The following is a 21,064-nucleotide window of genomic DNA, read 5'->3' on the forward strand; positions in this document are numbered from 1 at the left end:
TATTGCCGCACTCAGGCGCATGGTTGTGACGCCGCATGTCGCGCAGAAGGCCCGGTATTCCGCAATCGACGGGCGAATGAACCGCCCCGGTTTTACCGGAGACTGTTAAGTTCTTCTCAAGCGACTTTACCGAGTGTGTTCATGTTTGCATAGAACGCCTCCTCAGCTTCCGATGGTGTGATGTATCCGATAGGTTCAAGCAGGCGGCGGTTGTTGAACCAATCGACCCATTTGAGGGTTTCCCATTCGACGGCATCTGCGGATTTCCAAGGGCCTAATCTGTGGATCACTTCTGCTTTGAACAGGCCAATCATCGTCTCGGCCAGCGCATTGTCATAGCTGTCACCTACCGTTCCAACACTGGGTTCCAGCCCCGCGTCAGCCAACCGTTCTGTGTATCTGATCGACAGATATTGGCCGGATTCAACCGGTCGTCGCAACACTTCAACTTCGGAGGTGTAGATGACAGAAACAGGCAGACGAAAATCCGAACGGTCCACGCGGGCCAAATTATTCTCGCCAGGGCGACCGCCTGTCTGGCAACGTGAAACTCTGTGTCGGTTTTGGCGGGGTATTGCGATGGGGCTTTCCAGTGAGGAAGCTGCAGTTGAGGCAGGTGTTTCTGCACCTGTTGGGAGCCGGTGGTTTAGGAGTTCTGGTGGAATGCCTCCCACACATCTCGCGCCCTCGGCTGCTTTGCTTAAAAGCCGCAACCTGACCTTCGCGGACCGCGAGGAAATAGCCTTGGAATGTGCTCGTGGCACCGGTGTGCGTACAATTGCTCGCAAACTTGGGCGGTCGCCCAGTACAATCTCACGTGAGATCAGGCGTAACTCGGCGACCCGAAGCGGAGACTTCGACTACCGTGCTCTGACAGCGCAGTGGCATGCAGATCGTGCCGCCCGCCGGCCAAAGATCAGCAAACTGACGAGCAATCCAAGCTTACACGACTATGTGCAGGACCGGCTCGCAGGTCTAATAACCACGCCCAAGGGCGTCGCTTTTGATGGGCCCATCGTGGTATGGAAAAAACGGCGGGCTGTGCATCGACAAAGCCGACGGTGGTCCTTGGCGTGGAGCCCGGAACAGATCGCGCAGCGCCTGAAGGTGGACTTTCCCGAGGATCCGACCATGCGCATCAGTCATGAAGCCATCTATCAGGCACTATACATCCAAGGTCGCGGAGCCCTGAAACGGGAACTCTCAGCCTGCCTTCGCTCTGGACGGGCACTGCGCCTGCCCCGAGAACGAGCTCGAAACCGAGGTAAGTCCTTCCTCTCAGATGCGTTAATGATCAGCGACCGTCCGGCTGAAATTGATGACAGGGCGGTGCCGGGACATTGGGAGGGTGACCTTATTCTCGGCCTTGGTAGCTCGTCAATCGGTACTCTGGTGGAGCGCACGACGCGCTTCACGATGCTTTTGCATCTGCCGCGCATGGAAGGCCATGGTAAAGCCAAGTCGGTCAAAAATGGTCCAGCTCTTGCCGGTCATGGGGCCGAAGCTGTCCGCGATGCCGTCTCCAAAACTATCATGGATCTTCCATCACATCTGCGCCGCTCCTTGACCTGGGATCAGGGCGTCGAGATGGCACAGCACGCTCAGCTTCGGATCGACACTGGTCTCGAAATCTACTTCTGCGACCCTCAGAGCCCTTGGCAGCGCGGCAGCAATGAAAATACCAACGGTCTGCTTCGCCAGTACTTTCCCAAGGGCACTGATCTCAGCTGTCATGGCAAAGAAGAGTTGAGCGCTGTCGCCCATGCCCTGAACACAAGGCCACGCAAAACGCTCGACTGGCAAACGCCTGCAGAGGCACTCGACCGGCTGCTCAAACAGGATATAAACGAAGGTGTTGCGACGACCGGTTGAATCCGCCTTGGCTGCCCCGGTCGCTGTGATGGATCAAGCTCTCTGCGGGCCTTCGCTCGTAAAGCGCCTGCTCAAGCGCATCCAAGACAAACTGTGTTTGCTGCGATCTGGATGCACGCCAGCCGACGATCTTGTTGGCAAACGTATCGATGACAAATGCCACATAGACGAACCCTTGCCAGGTCGAGACGTAAGTAAAATCCGACACCCACAGTTGGTTGGGTGTTGTTGCGCGGAACTGCCTGTTCACCCGATCCAATGGGCATGGCAGGGCTTTGTCCGGCCACGTTGTCTTGAACTTCTTGCCGCGACGGACACCTTCGATCCCAATATCGCGCATAAGTCGTTCGACAGTGCAGCGCGCCAGATCAACCCCTTCCCGACGCATGGCACGCCATAGTTTGCGAGCACCATAGACAGACCTGTTATCGTCCCAAACACGCTTCAATTCAGGGCGCAATTCGGCATCCCGCTTGGCGCGATCCGACGCTTTGTCTGGATCACTCTCAACGGCCAGATGCGCATAGAATGTCGAAGGGGCGATCTGCAAAACACGACAGATCGGCTCGACCCCACATACCTCCCGGTGCTCTTTGATAAACCGGATCATTTCCGAAATGGGCGGTCGAGCTCCGCCTGTGCAAAATACGCCGATGCTTTCCTGAGGATTTCATTGGCTTGTCGAAGCTGGCGGTTCTCGCGCTCCAACGCCTTGATCCTGTCCCGTTCGGCGGTCGTCACACCGTCACGTCGACCGCTGTCCGTCTCAGCACGCCGAACCCACGCACGAAGCGTATCAGGCCCACAGCCGATCTTAGGCGCAATCGATTTGATCGCAGCAGACTGGCTGTCAAATTCACCCTGATGTTCGAACACCATCCGCACGGCACGCTCGCGCACCTCCGGTGAATATCTGTTTCCACATTTGTTCTTTTCCATAACCCAGCATCCTTACTTCTGGGTCTCCGGCAAACAAGGGGCGGTTCAGAACCACCCAGCATCCCGGTTATGCCTTGTCACAGCGGCGCCGGAAGAAGATCGAGGAACCCTTCGGCTGGGCCAAAACTGTGGGCGGCATGGCCCAGACTGTTCATCGCGGCCTCGACAGGGTCCGCGCCCAATTCACGATGACCATGGCAGCCTGCAATCTGGCCAGACTACCGAAACTCCTTGCCACCTGACGAAGGGGTCAAACCGGACGCGGGGTCCGCAGCCGCGAAAAAACCAGCTTCAAACCGTGGCGGCAAGAATAGCGTCCTTCAACCCCGACTTATTCAGCAGTCTGTTAAAGACCATCGGGCACTCAACAAGGGAACCAATGCCGTCAGGTCTGCCGAGGGCATTGATTTTGCACAGCAAATTCGGTTCGACATCCAAGATCGGCGACGCATTTCGGCAGCATCTCGCCCCTAAGGTGATATAAATGTTTTTTATCAATTACTTGTTGATTTTAAGAAATCGGTAGAAATATTCCTGAAGACCCGCCTACAACTATGAACACGGTGCATTTTTCAATCTTGAAGCCTAACGTTGCCTTACGGCCAAGTCTGCAATAGAAGTAGCATTCGAGGTGCAGATCTTTTGCCCCCGCCTTCTCGACCACGCCGCGCAGATATCCGCCCGGCGAAGCAACCTCACCCGTCCATGCTTTTCGAACACGAGCGCAAACGCCACCGTTGCCACCTGTGTGCCCATTGGCTCCTGCGCCACGTTCCAGGCATGCTCCGAAATTCCGACCATCAGCATAAGTTGGTCGGCAAACCGATGCAGATCACCCCAATCCTTGAAAAACCCGCCCGTGTTGCGCGCCCGAGACGCGAACTCGGGGCACGTCTGCATGATTGTCGGCAGATCGAGCGCGGTCCGGTTCTTGCGCAAAGCCGGGCAGAAACAACGCAAGAAGCGCGATGATTGCACCGGACAAGCTATTGGGTTTCGGCTCCAGCACTGTACCGAGATAAGCAACTAAGGCCGCGAGCGCCACGGTCCAGCTCAGCCCGCATCATGCCGAATGCTAAACTGACTTAGCTCAAGGCCGGGCCGGGCAGGCTTATCGACCCAGCCTTTCGTTGTTCGCAGGTGGCAACGAGGCCGGCGGAAGCTCGCCGTTTCTGCCGCATTATGGCCTGGTGATGTTCGTTGTGCTGACTTCTGCCGCGCTCAACACTATCTATTCGATAACACTTGAAGCGGAGCGAGCTATGAGATTTTCTCGAACACTGACCGTAGTGGCGATTGCAGCCGTATCGATGGCCGCCGTGCCTGCATCAGCAGACCCTGGGCACGGCAAGGGCAAGGCGCGCGGCGATCACCACAACGGATTTGCAGGACATTGCCCGCCGGGACTTGCAAAAAAGAACCCGCCCTGTGTGCCGCCGGGGCAGGCACGCAAGTCCTATGATCACTACGGCTCCAGAATCGGGGACGTCCTTCGCATCGGTGATTACGTGGTTATTCGCGATCCCCGTAGGCTAAATCTAGAACCGCGTGACGATTGGCGCTATTATCGCGAGGGCAACCGGGCCTATAGGGTTGATCGCGACACCAGAAAGATCCTCTCCGTCATTAACCTTATCGATGCCTTCACAAACTGAGCCGTCGGCGTTGATGATAGGCACTGGCTTGGTTTTGGTGCGATTGACAGTCTGCCGCCGTACTCGCCCGACTTGAACCCAATCGAAATGGCGTTCTCGAAACTCAAAGCGCAGCTGCGACGGATCGGGGCCAAAACATTCGACCAGATGTTCGACGCACTCGCGGAAGTCCCCGATCTGTTCACACCACAGGCAAGCTGGAATTACGTCTGCGAAGCAGGATATGGATCAAGTTAAAGGCTCGATACTTTAGAGGATCGCCGTAGACCGGATATCTTCAGCGGCGAAGTCGATCAGTGCGCGGATCTTGCGTGGCAGGACCCGACCTTCCAGATAGACCACGCTGACAGGACCGCTGTCGCCTCTGAATTCCTCCAGCAGGGGGACCAGCGCCCCGGTCTCGATGGTGTCGCGCAAGGCAAACCGCGGAATGTTGGCGATTCCTATGCCGCCGACGGCCAGATCCATGGCAGCGCGCGCCGAGTTGACCTGAAAACGCCCCCGGATCTGAACAACTGTCTCGGCGCCATTTCTTTCGAAGACCCATCTGTGCGGAACCCGCCGGTTGGTGTCCACAACACAGGAATGGTTGGCGAGTTCTTCGGGCGAGCCGGGCTTCCCGTGTGCTCGGATATAGTCCGGGCTGGCCACCAGAAGGCTGCTGAAGGTGCCAAGCCTGAGCGTTTTGAGCGACATCATCTCGGACCGGCCAATGCGAAAAGCCAGGTCGATGCCGTCGCTGGCCAGATCGACATAGCGGTCATCGAGCCGCAAATCGAGCGTAAGAGCCGGGTTTTGCCGGGCAAACCGTGCCAGCATCCCCGTAACGTAAACTTCGCCGAACGTCACAGGAGCTGAAATGCGAATGACGCCGGTCAGGCCGCGCGATCCTTCGGCAACGCTGCCGAGCAGGTCATCGAGATCATCAAGGAGCGCGGGCGCCCGCGCAATCAGGTCCTCACCCGCCGGCGTCAGCCCCACCTTTCTTGTCGTCCGCTGAAGCAGTCGCACGCCAAGGCGATGCTCGAGCTCGGCCACATATTTGGAGGTCAGTCGGTTCGACACGCCGAGTTGACGGGCAGCCGCAGTGAACGAGCCAGTCTGCGCGGTGGCCACGAAAGCCCGGAGTTCGTCGACGATGTCCAAGGCAAATCACTTAGTACATTTTGCGGATAGTCATTCTCTATAGTCGTCATTTCATTGATTGATGGCAAGGTGCATCTTCCTGACAGATCAAACAGCGCGTGAAAGCGCGCACTGAAAGGAGCAAGTCATGAAAATCGCAATCATTGGGAACGGCAATGTCGGATCCGGTCTGGCAAATGTCCTGAGCAAAACAAAACATGAGGTCGGGACCTATGGTCGCGCCGACGATGTGGCAAACGCCGTGAATGAGGCCGACATCGTCATCCTCGCGACACCCTATGGGTCGGCTGCCGAAATCGCCAATCAGGCAGACTTCACCGGCAAGATCGTCATCGATGTGTCCAACCCCGTCACCGAGGATTTCTCGGCCCTGCAACTCGGCACCACCACGTCGGCCGCCGAGGCAATCGCCGCGCTGGTTCCGGGGGCATCCGTCGTGAAGGCTTTCAACACGATCTTCGCCCAGCACTATGCCGGGGATATCAAGCTGGCCGGTCAACCGTTGCAGACCTTTGTCGCCGCCGACAACGAGACGGCGCGCGACACCGTCAAAACGCTGGCCGCAGAGGCCGGGTTCGACCCGGTCGATGCCGGCCCCCTGTCCACTGCCCGGCAGCTCGAGCCGCTTGGCTTCCTGAATATCCAGTTCGGCTATGTGCTCGGAAAAGGCACCGAGATCGCGCCGCGCTGGCAGTTTTCCGCCTGACCCAACAATCTGAACAAAGGAAAAAAAAATGTCCAACGCGAACCATCATAACAAACCTCAATCGTCGGTGATCTCTGGCGTGGCAAATGCCGATCTGGCAACCACGATCCTGCGCGTATCTCTGGGGATACTGTTCATCGCCCATGGCTGGCTGAAACTGGCGATCTTCACGCCGGCGGGGACAGCCGCCTTCTTCGAAAGCCTCGGCTTTCCGGGTGCGCTTGCCTATCTCGTGATGGCGGTGGAGCTTGCCGGCGGCGTCGCGCTGATCCTCGGCGTCTGGACCCGCTGGGTGTCGCTCGCGCTGGTGCCGGTCCTGCTTGGATCGATCTACGCGCCGCATGGCGCGGCCGGCTTCTTCTTCTCAAATGAAGGCGGCGGCTGGGAGTATCCAGCTTTTTGGGCGATCACACTGGTCGTGCAGGCCCTACTGGGCGACGGCGCCTATGCACTCAAGCGCAGCCGGACCTGATCCGATCCGTCCTCATGGTGCGGGGCAATCAGCCCCGCACGCTTCCGCAAAGGGGTTTCACGATGACCAATTCAACCGAAAAGTTCGATATGAATGCCGCGCCGATCCGCATCGATACCGTTCGGCTCAGGGTGCGGGATGTCGATGCCGTTTCATCCTTCTACCGGGACGTTCTGGGGCTGGTGCCGCTGGCAGAGGCCGGAAGCAGCGTCACACTGGGCACCGAAGAAACACCGCTGCTCCATCTTGAGGGCGACCCGGCGTTGCGCCCACGCGATCCCAAACAGGCAGGGCTGTTTCACACCGCCTTCCTGCTGCCCTCGCGCGGCGATCTGGCCCGCTGGCTTGGCCATGTGGCCGAAACGGACGTGCGGCTGCAGGGCGCATCGGATCACATCGTCAGCGAAGCGCTCTATCTGGCCGATCCCGAAGGCAATGGCATCGAGGTTTATGTCGACAGACCGCCAAGCCAGTGGCGCGATAGCGCCGGCGATATCCGCATGGCCACGGACCCGTTGGACCTCAAGGATCTGATACGCACAGCGCAAGGTCGGATTTGGGCCGGTTTCCCGAAAGGCGGCATCATCGGCCACGTTCACTTGCAGGTCGGCGACACGAAAGAGGCGGATCGCTTCTACCGAGATGCCCTCGGCTTTGACATCGCCGCGTCGTATCCGGGCGCGAGCTTCTACGGCAGTGGCGGCTACCACCACCAGCTCGCCGGCAATATCTGGAACAGCCCCAAGGCCGGGACGCGGGACACGTCTGACGCGGGCTTGGGCGAAATCACACTTGGCGTCGACCCCTTGGCGCGTGAGGCGATCACGCATCGCCTTGGGGGCGACCGCTTTGCCGATCCCTGGGGCACGGCCTTTGCGCTGGCGCAGTGACGCGTATTGCGAGCCTGAGAGTTAATAAGGAGACAAACCATGCTTGTGAATGGAAAAAGGGTCGAGAACTGGCAGCCGGTCCAGAAGACCGATGACCAACCAAAGGGCGGCGGGTGCGGAACATTATAGGTCTTCGCCGTACGGAGGTGACAGCATTGCGGACCAACCGCTCAGGATACCGGGAACCAGAGCACCTGATCTGTAGTTAAGCTTCAAGGGAAAGAAAGGATATATTTCAGAGGAGAGAATTTATGAGCAAAGCCAAAACAGTCGTCATTGTCGAAGATGAACCGTTGATTGCGATTGATATCCAAGAACGATGCGAGGACGCGGGCTTTACTGTACTTTCGGTCGTCGGGTCCGTCGCACAAGCCGAACGAAAATTCGCCGACCTTTGCCCGGATGCAATTGTCACTGACATGGACCTCGGTCCCGGTGGCAACGGCTGTGAGATTGTCGAGATAATTCGTGAGAGATGCAGAGATGCCCAGACATCAAAGTCATTTTCGTAACGGGAACAACAGACCAAGTTAAGCTGGAGCGAATCGCAGCGACGAAGCCGCAAACTGTTCTTTCCAAACCGTTGCCAGCACGTCGGCTTGAAGAGGCTCTGCAGGCGCTCGGATAGCTTCAATTTAGTTTTCTTAGCCGCCCTTCGCTACACTTGCACAGTTCAAGCTGACCTGCCCCTCAGGGTCCGCTTATTCAAATCCTCGAATCTGTCCGGCGAATGCTGACGTCAGGCAAACAACTCAAATTTCTGGGTTTACCCTATATCGTCATAGCGGCGCGGCAGGTGTTCATGTTCTGTTGATAATGCGTGGCCGCCGTTCGCACCGTCGTTCTCACGTGGCCAATTCGATCCTTCCCTGCGTTCGCGCCACGGCGTTGGCATGGGCGCGCGCGCGGCGCGCAATGTCGCGGCGGCCGGCCTTTTGGGCCAGCCCGGCGCGCAGGCGGTAAAGGTCGGCCAGATACCACCGCTCGCCAGTGGCGCGGACCAGCGCGAAGGCGCGGCGCAAGGCACGCATTCCGGCGACCGGATCGCCCATCTTTGCCGCAGCCTCGGCCGCCAGCCCATGGCCGAAGGGCAGCGTGATCCTGACGCCCGCTGCATCAAAGGCCGCAAGGCCGCGCGCAATCCGCGCGGCGCCTGCTGCGTCGCCGGACATCGCCTGCGCCCAGCCCGCCAGCATTTCGCCCGCGTCGCCCCAGACCGGCACCGCCTTGGCCTGGCACAGGGCAACCAACGCTTCGGCCCGGTCGCGGGTCTCCCCGATATCGCCACGAAGACGGGCGCAGACCGCCCCGCACCATAGCATCTGCGCCCGTCCAAAGGCTGCGCCCAACAGGTCGGCGCGCGTAGTGCCGGCGGTCAGGTGTCGCTCGGCCTCTTGCGGGGCGCCGGTCAGTTCGGCGACACAGGCCGCATATTGGCGGCAGACCACCTCCGGATCCTCACCGAACAGCGGATTGCCGTCCTGCTGGGCGTGGCGCGGCGCGATCTCAAGCACGGCGGCGATTTCCGCGGCGCAGGCCGGCAGGGCACCGGTGAAAAAACGGGTCTGTCCAACGGCATTATGGGCGACCATCGCCATATGGGGCGGTGCGTGCCCCGCGAGCGCTTGCAACGCCAGCGCAAGATCTTCGGCGCGAGTCAGTTCCGCCCGCGTCAGGTGATCGTTCCACAGCCCGGCTAGAACCGGGATCGTCGTGGCGGGATCGCCGACCTCGGCAGCCAGATGGCCCGCGCGGCGGTAAACCTGGGGCAGCGCGTCGGCAGTGAACCCGTCCGACACAATGAGCGCTGCCCCTAACCCCAGCAGGGCGTCAAGTTCGGTCGCGCGGCCCGCCTCGGGCTTTGCCGTGCCGGTCCCGCTGCCGCGGGCGTGCAGATCCAGTGCGCTGCGGAACTGCCCGACAGCATCGGCGATGGCGCCGCGCGCATGCGCACGCTGCCCTGACAGAACGCGATAATGTGCGGCGCGCGGCCAGTCGGCGCCGCGTTCAAAATGATCAGCCAGCAACGGTGCGATGTCGCCCGCCGCGTCCCCGTGGCTGAGCTCCAGTCGCAGGCCGACCCTTTGATGCGTGCCTTGCCTGTTCGCGGCCGGCATCCCGTCGTAGAGCGCTTCGTGATGCAGCGCGTGCCGAAAGGCATAGCGTGTGGCCACCGTGCCGCCGGGCCGATGGCAAAGGCCGTCACGGGTAATGAACCGCCGGTTCCGCGCGAGGTGCTCCAGCTGCCGCTCTGCCGCCTCTACCCCGTCGCGGTCGTCGGCCAGGTCGATGGCGCAAAATGCCGGCCCTGCCACGCTGGCGGCTTCGAGCAAGCCGCGCTCCCCGGCCAGCAGGCGGCTAGTGCGTTCGGTTTCGATCAGAGTGCGGACGCTGGGGGCGATCGCTGTGACCAGCCTCTGGGGTGTGGCGGACAGGTGCCAGCCGGCCGCGTCGCGCCGCACAAGGCCCTGCGCCTGCCAGAAGTCCGCCGCCGCATCCACCAGCATCGCATGCCCTTCGGTCCGGTGGGCGAGGGCCTGCGCCAGATCATCGGGAAAGCTGTTACCGGGGAACCGCTCGGCAAGGCATCCGGCCACTGCCCCTGCATCCAGCCCGCCAAGGGTGACGAGCCTGCAATCTGGCTGCCGACTGAGCTGGCCCAGTGTCGTCGCAAGCGTTCCGGCGCGGTCCAGCTCGTCATCGCGGTAGCTGCCCAGAACCAGCAACCTGGCGGGCGTGCGTTGTTTCAGCCCCCACGCCGCCAGCCAGGCCAGCGTGCTGGGGTCGGCCCAGTGCAGATCCTCCAGCACCAGAAGTCCGGGGCGGGCACGGGTCAGCCGCTCCATCAGTTCCGAAAACTCCCGCAGCATTGTGTCGCGGCGCGGGCGGTCCAAGGGGCCCGCCTGCGCGCTGCGACCGGGGGGCTGGCGCACCCAGGAGGGAGCGATCCGCGGCAGAAGACGCGCCAGCGTGGCGCCCTCTGGCCCGGCCATGAGCTGCGTCAACACGTCCATCAGCAACCCGTAGGGTTCGCGCGCGCCGGGATGCGCTATGGCCTGCGTCCGCGCGATCCACAGCGGCGGGTGCTGGGGCAGACCCGCCTCGAATGCCTCCAGAAGGCGTGTCTTGCCTGCCCCGGCCTCCCCCGAAATCAGCGCCACGGCCCGCCGGCCCCGTTTGGCCGCGGCGGCGCTTTGGCCCAGAGCGTCCAACTCGGCCTCCCGCCCGAGGCAGAGCACAGGCGCCGCCGCCACAAGATCCTGCGGCGACGCACCGGTCAGCGGGATCGGACGTGTCAGCCGGTAACCCCGGCGGCCCACTGTCTCGATCAACCCGGTGTCGCTGGCGGTATCGTCCAGCATCCGGCGCAATTCGCGGATGCATTGTTTTGGCCCCGCCTCGTTGCCGTGGCCGTTGCCCCATATAATGCGCCGCAAATCGGCCGTGCTGACCACCTCGCCCTGTTGCTCGACCAGTGCCATCAGAACCGACAGCGTCTTGGGGCGCAGACGCATCTGCGCCGGGCCGCACAGCAAAATGCTTTCACTCAGGTCTAGCTTGATATCTTCCGAAATCATGTCTTATGGGGCCTTCACACTTGCTACCGCAGGCCGTAGCGCGCGAATTATACCGATATTGAACCCTATACGTCTTTGTTTGCAATCAGAAATAAGCAACAATCGCTCTCAAAGAAATTTAAGCAGCAAATGCACAGCAGACGAGGAACAGGCACATGACAGCGATAGAAATGCACCACAGAGCGGCCCGCCGGTTTCGGCCCGGCCTGCTGACCTGCGCCATGGCGCTTGCTTTCGCTGCCCCCGTTACAGCACAGGCTCAGGATCAGGCGCCGCAATCCTGCGTGGCGGACCCAGGCGCCGTGACGGCCCGCGCGACCATCACACCGCCCGACACGCCGCTGCCCGAGGCACTGGCGCGCGCGCTTGATGCGGCGGCCCGCGGCGCGCTGGACGGGGCCGCGGCGCCGGGGATCATTGCGGGCGTTGTAACACCGGGCGGCCGGTGGAGCGGCGCGTGGGGGGTAGCGGACCCCGAAACCGGCGCGGCGATGACAGCCGGCATGCACACGCGCATCGGGTCGGTCACCAAAACCTTTACCGGCACCGCCCTGTTGCAGCTGGCCGAGGCGGGCAAGCTATCGCTGGACGATACAATTGACCAATATGTGCCCGGCGTTCCAAACGGCGACATCATTACCCTGCGCCATCTCGCCAACATGACCAGCGGCCTGCTGAGCTATACTCAGGCGGATCCGTTCCTGGATCAGTTCTTCGCCGATCCCAGCTTGCACTATACGCCGCAGGACCTGCTTGATTTTGCCTTCCCCGGCTCGCCGATCTTTGCACCGGGGGCGAAGTTTAATTATTCGAACACCAATACCGTGCTGCTGGGAATGGTGATCGAACAGGTGGCCGGGCAAGATATCGACGCTGTCTTTTCCTCGATGATCCTGGATCCTCTGGGCCTGACAGAAACCACCGGTCCTGACGGCGCGGCCATGCTACCGGACCCTTATCCGCAGGGATTTACCCTGCAGGGCGATGCTGCCACGCCGACAGCCCCCTCGAATGCGACCCATTGGGATCCGTCTTGGGGGTGGACAGCAGGCGGCATGATCTCGACCCTCGACGACTTGCTGGTTTATGGCCGTGCCTTGGGCACAGGCAAGGATCTATTGGGCGCTGAAGCACAGCAAGAACGCCTGCGATCCTTCCCCGAGCCAGCGGGCTATGGCATAGCCTTGGGATGCGTTAACGGCTGGATCGGCCACACCGGCGAACTGCCGGGCTACAACACGACGGTGTTCTACGACACGACGACGGATACGACCGTAGTCGTACAGGCCAACAGCGATATCCCCTCGGGCGATTGCGGGGATGAGGACGTGCTGCCGGATAACCCCGGCGACCTTGCGTGCAGCTCGCCCGCCAGTCGTGTGTTCGAGGCGCTGTCAGTTGCGCTTGGGCATCCGTTCTCGATGACACCGACGGCCCCGGCAGAGTGAGCGCGCTGACAGTGCTGTTCCGCCCCAGCCGCTCCTCAACACACCACCTCGGCGCTCTCGCGCTGCTTGGCGCCTTTGTCGCGGGGCCGGGCTTTGCGCAGGACTTGCCGGATGTGGATCGCATCTTGTCCGGGCAGACCGTGATCCTGCAACGCTATGCGCCGCCGCCCGAGGTGGGCAGGGTCGCCATAGGCGTGGAGGATGAGCGCGACAGGATCGACTTTGATCGCGCCAAAAGCATTCGTTTCCAGCTGCGATCGCTGCGCGTCGATGGCGCTCAGACCCTACCGTTGTCGGCATTGACACCGATCTGGCAGGGCCGGGTCGGCGCCGAGATTACGCTGGCCGATCTTTACCGCACGGCAGACGCCGTTGACGCGGCCTATCTCGCCGCCGGTTATTTTTCCAAGACAGTGGTGCCGGTGCAGGATTATGCCGACGGGCGGATTCGGCTACAGGTGTTTGAAGGCTATGTCGACCGCATCGAGATCGAGAGTGATATCCCCGGCATCGAAACCCGGCTGGCCCCCTACCTGCAACGCATCCTGAATATGCACCCGATACGGGTAAAGGCCGCCGAGCGCGAGCTGTTGTTGATGAGTGACCTTGCCGGACTTTTGATTGAAGGCACTTTTGTGCGCCCCGAAGGCGCCACGGGCGGCGGGCTGCTGCGACTGGAGATCGCACAAAATCGCAGCGAAGGAATGATCGGGCTCGACAATTTGGGCTCCGACTCCGTTGGCCCAATACAAATGGCCAGTGGGGTGACCTTCAACGATGCCCTGCGCAGGTTCGAGACGACCAACCTGACCGGCGTCATCACACCGCAACACCCGGACCGGATGTCACTGGTGCAGATGATGCAAAGCTATCCGATCGGATCTAGCGGGCTGAGCGCGGGCTACAGCTTTGTTTACCTGCGCCAACACCCCAAAGGCGGCGCTGGTGCGCCGGATATAGACGTGACATCAGCCATGGGCACGGCGTTTCTGTCCTATCCGTTTCTGCGCACGCTGGACCGGTCGCTCTGGGGGCAGGCTGAACTGACAGTCCGCAACGATGATGTGGACATATCCAGCAGTGCCGCCGTCCGCAGCCGGACCCGCTGGGCGACGCTTTCACTGCAATATAGCCAGAGCTTTGAGACATCCGAGATCAACCTTGAGGGGGCAGTGAATCTTGGCACGGCCTCGAATATCGATATGGGCACGGTGCCGGGCGACTTCCGCTTTGTTAGCGCCGAACTGGACTACACAAAGGGCCTCAGCGAGACGACGAGCATGACGCTGCGGGCGCGCGGTCAATACTCTGGCCGGTCCCTGCCGGGCGCTGTGCAGTTCGGCGTCGGCGGCGAAACGTATGGCTGGGCCTTCGACAGCGGCACCATCTCGGGCGACAAAGGTGCGGCAGTTTCGGCTCAGGTGAGCCACGAGATCGATACCGGGCTGGCATTGCTGCCCACACTTTCGACCTCGGCCTTCGTGGATTACGGCGCGGTCTGGTCTAACGACGTACCCGGGCGCATGCATCTTGGCTCCTATGGGGTGGGCCTTGGCGGGACGATTGGGGAACGGCTGGATTTTCAGGTTATCGGCGCGCTTCCCTGGACCCATTCCGACATAGTGGACGATCCGGGGGGCAAGCTGATTTTTCAGCTGGCAATGCCGTTCTGATTGGGGAAAAGGCGCGATTGCCGCAGGTCGAAGGTTTGGCCATGCTTCTCGATTCCTTCGATTGTGCAAGGTCCGCAACCAACGCTGAATCGCCATGACAGCTTCGTGCAGGTATGAGCAGAACGCCTTTCCAGAGCGCGAGTTATACCAATATTGAACGATACGCCGCTTGGTTCGACCCTAGGAATGCGTAACATAACAGCAAGAACTGTCCGCGCCACCCACGCACGCCAGCCAAGGACATAGGCAAATGAGCGAGACCCTATCCCATTACAGACTGGACAGCGCACCACTGCCGCGCGTGCCTCTCTGTGCCGACAGAGGGCGGGCCATGCCGCAGGCCGGATTGGCGCCGCCCGCCATAATCGCGTCCGCATGTCGGCTGCATGTCCTTTAGACCTTCATACCAATCGGATTTTGACCATGCGTTTTCACCTGACCGCCGCCGCCCTTTTTGCCTGCCTTGCCGGGATGGGCGTCACGGCGCAGGAGCGGGCGCTGCCGCTGCCGTCGTCCTTGCCGCTGCTGGACTATCAGGCGCAGCTGTACCCCTTTGTGGCGCAGCGCCGGTTTGCTGACCTGGGATGGGTCCGGGACAAGCGGTGGCGCGATACCGGGCCGTTTGTCATGGGCACCTCCTACGGCATTCACCCCGCGGTGCGGATCTATTACGGCCCGCAGGTGATCGACTGGCTGGAGGGCGGCAGGCAGGGCGACATCCCCGACGGCGCGATGGTGGTCAAGGAGATGGCCACACCCCCCGCCGCCCGCTACACCACCTACCGCGACACGCTGGAATATCTGCACCCCGATGACCCGGCAGAGGTCGAGGCGCAGATGATCGACTTCCTCCACCGGACCGGCGGGCTGAACTGGACCGTCATGGTCAAGGACAGCGCGCTGTCCTATGGAGGCTGGTTCTTTGCCTCGGTGGATGCGGCGGGGCAGGTGGATGATTTCGCGGCGCCCTATGCGCCCGCCTCGGGGCAGGCCGCCGATGGCCTGTGCATGCGCTGCCATGCCTCGGCGGCGGAGGAGCTGATCTTTTCCTCGCTGGACAATATCGAGGGGTATCCCGGCGCGCCGCTGATCTTTCGCGTGGACGAAAGCTGGCGCAACATGACCGATCAGCCGCCGGGGCCGATGAACCTGCCCGCCGTGCAACGCCCCGCCATGGGCCAAAGCGACGCCGCGCTGATCGAGGATTATTTTCACAACGATGCCGCCTATGACCGCGTGACTGCGGGCGCGGCAGGGGGGCGCCCGGCGCTGAACCCGGATTTTACGGCCACCTTCCCCCCGGCCGACGGGATTTCCATCCCGGCGGCGCAGGTGCCGCATATGCCCGGCCAGTGGCTGGATCATGTGCCGTCCCGCCCCGGCGGGCCGCAGCATTTCCTGACCTCCGATAATTGCGTGGGCTGTCACGGCGGCCTTGGCGGGCCGCCGTCGGGCACGGCGATGTTCCTGCAAACCGGGCCATCCTACGGCGACGGCTATGACATCTCGCCCTATGGCGAATGGCGCTGGTCGCCGATGGGGCTGGCGGGCCGCGATCCGATTTTCCTGGCCCAGCTGGAAAGCGAATTCGCCCTGCTGGAACAGGCGGGCGCGGGGGATCTGGCCGATGCGCTTGGCACCACATGCCTGTCCTGTCACGGGGCCATGGGCCAGCGGCAATTACAGATCGACGCCCACGCAAACCCCGACGCCGGGCTGAACCCCGACGTGTTCAAACCGGACTACCTGTCGCTGCATGCGCCGCTGACGCAGGCCGGGCAGGCCGCGCAAGAGGCGGACGGCACCTATGACTATCACCAATACGGCAACCTTGCCCGCGAGGGGGTGTCCTGCGCCGTCTGCCACCGCATCGCCCCGCCCCGGCGGGCCGAGGGCCAGCCCGACTACAACACGCTGGACACCTACCTGATGAACGGCACGACCGGCGTGTTCCAGATGACGGAGGCAGACCGGCTGATCGGCCCCTATGCGGATGTGCGCCGCAAACCGATGGAAAACGCCATGGGCATCACCCCGGTGCAGGACGATTACATCAAAAGCAGCGAACTTTGCGGTGCCTGCCACACCATCAACCTGCCCAATGTGGACGCCGACATGTCGGTGCCGCTGGACGGGTACACCTCGGCCGATCAGGACGTGTTCAATCAGGCGGCCCGCAATGGCGTGGCGTTGCTCAAGGACAGTTACGGCGTGACCTATCCCGAGGGGCTGACCGACTTTCAGCACTCGGTCGAGCAGGCGACCTATCTGGAATGGGTCAACAGCGTCTATAGCGAGGAGGCCACGGCGCAGTCATGCCAGGACTGCCATATGAAGTCCGATTTCCGCAGTGCCGACGGCACCGTTGCACTCGACCGGATTACCACGCAGATCGCCACGATTCAGGACACCACCCTGCCAGAGGCAACCAACCTTCTGCCGCAGGCGGAGATTGATGTGCCCATGCGCGAGGGGTATCGGCGGCACAGCTTTGTCGGGCTGAATGTCTTCCTGGTTGAAATGCTGCGGCAATTTTCGACCGAAATGGGCATGGGGCTGACCCAGCCCATGACCTATGCCACCAATGGCGCCCAGCTGGCCATTGACACGATGGCGCAGCAGGCGCGCGAGGAAACCGCCGGGATCGACATCGCCCTGCGCCCCGCCGCCACGGGGATCATGGCCGATATCACCGTCACCAACCGCACCGGCCACCGGCTGCCTTCGGGCGTGGGATTTCGCCGCGCCTTTCTGGAGGTGAAGGCGGTGGACGCAGGCGGGCAGGCCCTGTGGTGTTCGGGCTGCACCAACGGCGCCGGGGTGATCGTGGACGGCGCAGGCGCGCCCTTGCGGACCGAATTTCTGGACGATGTGCCGGAGGGGGCGGATATGGCGCTTTACCAGCCGCACCACCGGGTTGTGACGGCGCAGGATCAGGTGCAGATCTACGAGGAGCTGACCCGCAACGCCAAGGGCGCCTTTACCACCAGTTTCGTGAACCGCGTCTCGCACCCCAAGGATAACCGGCTGACCCCGCACGGGGCGCTGGCGCCGGGCACGGCGGCCTTCGAGGCCAAATTCGGCGGCAGCGCCGTGACCGCCGCCTTCATGAAGGCCACCCTGCCCGAGGGCGGCGCGGCGCAGGATCCCGATTTCACCGCCGGTTCGGATCGGATTGAATACCGCATTGCACTGCCTGCCGGTGTTGATCCCGCCGGTGTGACCGTGACGGCGACACTCTATTCACAGGCGATCCCGCCCTATTACCTCAAGCAGCGATTCGACACCGCGCCGGACGGCCCGGCGACACGGCGGCTGTATTATCTGGCCAGCCACTTGCGGACCGAAGGCACGCTGATCGAGGATTGGAAGCTGGCAACCGCCACCGCGTCGGCGACGCTGCGCTGAGCCGGGCCATATCCGCCCGGCGCAAGGGGCGCGTATCGGGCCGCCGCCCTATTCCACGTCAATAGCTTGAGGAGATGCAGACATGACCAGATCGACCGGCATATCGGCAGGGCGGCGCGCCATTCCGGGCGCGTTTCCGGGCGCGGTTCTGGGCGCCGCCGCCGCGCTCTTTGCCGCCAATACCGCGCTGCATGCGCAATCTGCCCTGCCCGAGTTCGCCCTGCCGGACCCGGCGATGTCCCCGGCGCGGGCGACCGTGCTGCCGGTGCCGCAGGACCGCATCGCTAATGCCGTCGCCTCCCTGGACGGGCTGGCGCAGGATCTGCTGGACCGGACCGGCGTGCCGGGCCTTGCCGTGGCCGTGGTGCAGGGGCAGGACACGCTCTTGATGCGCGGCTGGGGGCAGCGGGCAGAGGGCGGGCAGGCTGAGGGCGGGCAGGCCGAGGTGGACGCCGATACCGTCTTTCTGCTGGCCTCCCTGTCCAAATCCGTCGGCGCGACGGTGGTGGCCACGCAGGTGGCAAACGGTGCGGTCAGCTGGGACGATCCGGTGCGCGACTATCTGCCGTGGTTCGATCTGGGCGATCCTTGGGTCAGCGATCATGTCACGATCGGCGATCTCTATGCCCATCGCTCGGGCCTGCCGGATCATGCCGGCGACGATCTGGAGGATGTGGGTTATGACCGCCGCGCGGTGCTGGAGCGGCTGGCGCAGCTGCCGATGGGCCGGTTCCGGGCCGATTACGCCTATACCAATTTCGGCCTGACCGCCGCGGCGGAGGCGGTGGCGACCGCCGCCGGAACAGACTGGGCCAGCCTGTCGGAGCGGGCGCTGTATGCCCCGCTTGGCATGGGGGCGACCAGCTCGCGCCATGCCGATTACATGGCGCGGGGCAACCGCGCCGCAGCCCATGTGCCGGGCGCCGATGGATTTGCGGTGGCGGACCTGCGCCAACCCGACGCGCAAAGCCCGGCAGGCGGCGTCAGCTCCAGCGCGCGGGACATGGCGCAATGGATGAAGCTGGTACTGTCCGGCGGGCGGCGCGACGGGGCGCAGCTGATTGCGCCCGGCGCGCTGGTGCCCGCGCTGTCGCCGCAGGCGATCACCGGGCGCCCCGCTGATGCGGCGGACCGGACCGGCAGCTATGGCTATGGCGTCGGCATTGGCGTGCGCCCCAGCGGGCGCGTCATGCTCAGCCATTCGGGCGCCTTTGCATTTGGCGCGGCGACGGCCTATGCGATGCTGCCGGATCTGAAGCTTGGCATCGTCGTGCTGACCAATGCCAGCCCCACCGGCCTGCCCGAGGCGCTGGCGGCCAGTTTCCTTGACCGGGTGGAATTCGGCGCGGATCAGCGCGACTGGCTGGCGGCCTACGGCCCGCGCATCGCGCCGCTATCCGCCCCGGCGGGCGCGCTGGTGGGGACCAGCCCGCCGCAGCAGCCCGCCGCCGCCCGGCCGCCAGATGCCTATGCCGGACGCTATGACAGCGCCTATTTCGGCGCGGCCGAGGTGCGCAAAACGGCGGATGGCCTGCTGCTGGAGGTCGGCCCCGCCCCGCAGCGTTTGCCGCTGTCCCACTGGGACGGCGACCGTTTTGTCGCCTTTCCGGTGACGGAAAATCAGCCAGAAGGCTCGGTTTCGCAGGTCGTGTTTACCATCGGCGCGGACGGGCAGGCCGACATGGTGACGGTCGAGCATCTGAACGACGCGGGGCTTGGCGGCTTTCGTCGACCATAACGCGCGCTCCAGCACGGTCTGACGCCGCTGTCCTTGGCCCCGTTGTCGCCGTAGTGGGATCAGGCGTGTGGCCCGTTTTGCTGCCAACCCAGTAAGCAGGGCCTTTTACAGATATTCTCTATCTGACCAAATGTATTCGCTGGGCACACTTAAACCAAAAGGTTCACAAATGCCTGAAAGGCCGACGCCCTGCCCAGCCCCCGCCGGTTCCCTTTAATAAAAAATTTCCCAGTTATCCACCAAACGAAGCCGGCGCCAAGCACGCTGACCGCATCTAACATCGCGCATCGACCCGTTAAAATCGCTGGGCGAAGCTACCATTCTATACAGGAAAATGATTGTCTGTTCCTTTCCTGTATCTATGGTGATGAATGGCTGCGCAACTCTCTCTGCGACACCGATGCAAAGGAAGGCAAACAGGATGACGCAATCCTTCGACCGCCTTGTGGAGAGGCAAATCCAGAAGGCTATCGCGGAGGGGCAGCTGAGCGGCCTCAAAGGCGAAGGAACACCGCTGACCATCAACTCAAACGAGGCTTTTGTGGACGTGGCGATGGCCGTGGCAGGCCGAATCATGGCTGAAGCAGGGGCACTGCCCGAGGAATTCCAAATTAAGAAGCGGCAAAGCAAAGTTATAGGGATGCAGAAGGAGAGGGTGCAAAGCGCCTTGCGATGGCCCTGATCGCCGATCTTGAGCGGCGCTACAACATCGCAGTGGATGCGCGAAGGCGGTTCATGGAGTCTTAGAATGATGTGGTCACGCATCTGTTCGACGACAGGTATTGGCTTCCACGTTTTAGTTGTAACTGTCTTTGCGCCTGATTTCGGTATTTCCTGCCGGACATTCATGGATGGCTGACGATGGTTCCAGCGCCACAGGATCTCATCGAGGTATCGCTGAAGGTGCTTTCGTCCAAGCCGGTGATAGACCCCCACAAGGGCGCGCTGGACCTGAGAATTGACGGCTTCCACCGTATTGATGTGCGCCTCGAGACGGGGGCGGGAATACTGTCTGGCACCATGATTGACCATTTGATGGGCGGCAAATGTTGCCCCGATTTTACGATAAGCCCTTTTTGCCGTCAGTCATCAGAACGCCAAGGGGAAGCATCATCATCCGGGATGGAACATATAGCCACCTGCCCTTGCTGGCGGTACAGGGTCTAACAGACTGCTGAATAAGTCGGGGTTGAAGGACGCTATTCTTGCCGCCACGGTTTGAAGCTGGTTTTTTCGCGGCTGCGGACCCCGCGTCCGGTTTGACCCCTTCGTCAGGTGGCAAGGAGTTTCGGTAGTCTGGCCAGATTGCAGGCTGCCATGGTCATCGTGAATTGGGCGCGTACCCTGTCGAGGCCGCGATGAACAGTCTGGGCCATGCCGCCCACAGTTTTGGCCCAGCCGAAGGGTTCCTCGATCTTCTTCCGGCGCCGCTGTGACAAGGCATAACCGGGATGCTGGGTGGTTCGCCCGTCGATTGCGGAATACCGGGCCTTCTGCGCGACATGCGGCGTCACAACCATGCGCCTGAGTGCGGCAATA

At 62.2% G+C, this 21,064-nt stretch carries 15 protein-coding genes, 5 pseudogenes and 1 other annotated feature; of the genes and pseudogenes, 13 read left to right on the forward strand and 7 right to left on the reverse strand.

Annotated elements, in window-relative coordinates; all coding sequences use genetic code 11:
- Positions 1-116: 116 nt before the first annotated feature.
- Positions 117-416 (reverse strand): annotated as a pseudogene (locus tag DC366_RS18110) (integrase core domain-containing protein); the annotation flags it as partial.
- A 46-nt stretch (positions 417-462) separates the two neighbouring features.
- Here DC366_RS18110 and DC366_RS18115 point away from each other — a divergent pair.
- A complete protein-coding gene (locus DC366_RS18115) occupies positions 463-1,872 on the forward strand; it encodes an IS30 family transposase (protein WP_207768771.1) in 1,410 nt (469 codons plus the stop codon).
- A 7-nt stretch (positions 1,873-1,879) separates the two neighbouring features.
- Here the strand turns inward: DC366_RS18115 and DC366_RS18120 are convergent.
- Positions 1,880-2,811 (reverse strand): annotated as a pseudogene (locus DC366_RS18120) (IS3 family transposase); the annotation flags it as partial.
- Positions 2,408-2,524 (reverse strand) — a sequence feature (AL1L pseudoknot). It overlaps the preceding pseudogene by 117 nt.
- Before the next feature lie 29 nt (positions 2,812-2,840).
- On the opposite strand from DC366_RS18120, the pseudogene DC366_RS18125 reads away from it, so the two are divergent.
- Positions 2,841-3,053: pseudogene (locus tag DC366_RS18125) on the forward strand (transposase); the annotation flags it as partial.
- 343 nt (positions 3,054-3,396) lie between these two features.
- Here the strand turns inward: DC366_RS18125 and repC are convergent.
- Entirely contained in the window at positions 3,397-3,711 is a 315-nt protein-coding gene (gene repC / locus DC366_RS18130) for a replication initiation protein RepC (RefSeq protein WP_238987573.1), read from the reverse strand.
- Between the two features lie 293 nt (positions 3,712-4,004).
- Between repC and DC366_RS18140 the strand changes: the two genes are divergently transcribed.
- On the forward strand, positions 4,005-4,466 hold the full coding sequence (locus DC366_RS18140) for a hypothetical protein (protein ID WP_238987572.1): 462 nt from the start codon (positions 4,005-4,007) through the stop codon (positions 4,464-4,466).
- A 51-nt stretch (positions 4,467-4,517) separates the two neighbouring features.
- A pseudogene (locus DC366_RS20640) lies at positions 4,518-4,587 on the forward strand (transposase); the annotation flags it as partial.
- A gap of 128 nt (positions 4,588-4,715) precedes the next feature.
- Here the strand turns inward: DC366_RS20640 and DC366_RS18150 are convergent.
- Complete coding sequence (locus DC366_RS18150; RefSeq protein ID WP_108693597.1) at positions 4,716-5,612, reverse strand: LysR family transcriptional regulator; 897 nt, start codon at positions 5,610-5,612, stop codon at positions 4,716-4,718.
- Between the two features lie 127 nt (positions 5,613-5,739).
- On the opposite strand from DC366_RS18150, the gene DC366_RS18155 reads away from it, so the two are divergent.
- The 4 genes from DC366_RS18155 to DC366_RS18170 all read left to right on the forward strand — a co-directional run bounded on the left by DC366_RS18155 (position 5,740) and on the right by DC366_RS18170 (position 8,192).
- Positions 5,740-6,318, forward strand: a complete 579-nt coding sequence (locus tag DC366_RS18155) for an NADPH-dependent F420 reductase (RefSeq protein WP_108693598.1) — start codon at positions 5,740-5,742, stop codon at positions 6,316-6,318.
- Positions 6,319-6,346: 28 nt separating this feature from the next.
- Positions 6,347-6,790: a DoxX family protein gene (locus DC366_RS18160; RefSeq protein WP_108693599.1), complete on the forward strand. Its 444-nt coding sequence runs from the start codon at positions 6,347-6,349 to the stop codon at positions 6,788-6,790.
- A 62-nt stretch (positions 6,791-6,852) separates the two neighbouring features.
- Entirely contained in the window at positions 6,853-7,680 is an 828-nt protein-coding gene (locus DC366_RS18165) for a VOC family protein (protein WP_108693606.1), read from the forward strand.
- Between the two features lie 251 nt (positions 7,681-7,931).
- Complete coding sequence (locus DC366_RS18170) at positions 7,932-8,192, forward strand: response regulator (protein WP_108693600.1); 261 nt, start codon at positions 7,932-7,934, stop codon at positions 8,190-8,192.
- Positions 8,193-8,525: 333 nt separating this feature from the next.
- Here DC366_RS18170 and DC366_RS18175 read toward each other — a convergent pair whose 3' ends face one another.
- Positions 8,526-11,258 (reverse strand): AAA family ATPase, encoded by a 2,733-nt coding sequence (locus DC366_RS18175; protein WP_108693601.1) that lies wholly within the window; start codon positions 11,256-11,258, stop codon positions 8,526-8,528.
- A gap of 155 nt (positions 11,259-11,413) precedes the next feature.
- On the opposite strand from DC366_RS18175, the gene DC366_RS18180 reads away from it, so the two are divergent.
- The 5 genes from DC366_RS18180 (at position 11,414) to DC366_RS18200 (ending at position 20,207) form a co-directional block, all read left to right on the forward strand.
- Positions 11,414-12,706, forward strand: coding sequence for a serine hydrolase domain-containing protein (locus tag DC366_RS18180; RefSeq protein WP_108693607.1), 1,293 nt, complete (start codon positions 11,414-11,416; stop codon positions 12,704-12,706).
- 11 nt (positions 12,707-12,717) lie between these two features.
- Positions 12,718-14,379, forward strand: a complete 1,662-nt coding sequence (locus tag DC366_RS18185) for a ShlB/FhaC/HecB family hemolysin secretion/activation protein (RefSeq protein ID WP_165802958.1) — start codon at positions 12,718-12,720, stop codon at positions 14,377-14,379.
- 423 nt (positions 14,380-14,802) lie between these two features.
- Entirely contained in the window at positions 14,803-17,787 is a 2,985-nt protein-coding gene (locus DC366_RS18190; RefSeq protein ID WP_108693603.1) for a hypothetical protein, read from the forward strand.
- 82 nt (positions 17,788-17,869) lie between these two features.
- The gene (locus DC366_RS18195; protein WP_108693604.1) at positions 17,870-19,525 is read left to right on the forward strand and encodes a serine hydrolase; all 1,656 of its coding nucleotides are present in this window, start codon (positions 17,870-17,872) and stop codon (positions 19,523-19,525) included.
- Between the two features lie 421 nt (positions 19,526-19,946).
- Complete coding sequence (locus tag DC366_RS18200) at positions 19,947-20,207, forward strand: DnaJ family domain-containing protein (protein WP_338050529.1); 261 nt, start codon at positions 19,947-19,949, stop codon at positions 20,205-20,207.
- A gap of 194 nt (positions 20,208-20,401) precedes the next feature.
- On the opposite strand, the pseudogene DC366_RS20645 reads toward DC366_RS18200, so the two are convergent.
- Positions 20,402-20,611: pseudogene (locus DC366_RS20645) on the reverse strand (transposase); the annotation flags it as partial.
- A 185-nt stretch (positions 20,612-20,796) separates the two neighbouring features.
- Positions 20,797-21,064: transposase (locus DC366_RS18210; protein WP_207768773.1), on the reverse strand; the 268-nt coding region annotated here is incomplete at its 5' end.

The sequence above is a fragment of the Pelagivirga sediminicola genome, assembly GCF_003072125.1.
Classification (GTDB): domain Bacteria; phylum Pseudomonadota; class Alphaproteobacteria; order Rhodobacterales; family Rhodobacteraceae; genus Roseovarius; species Roseovarius sediminicola.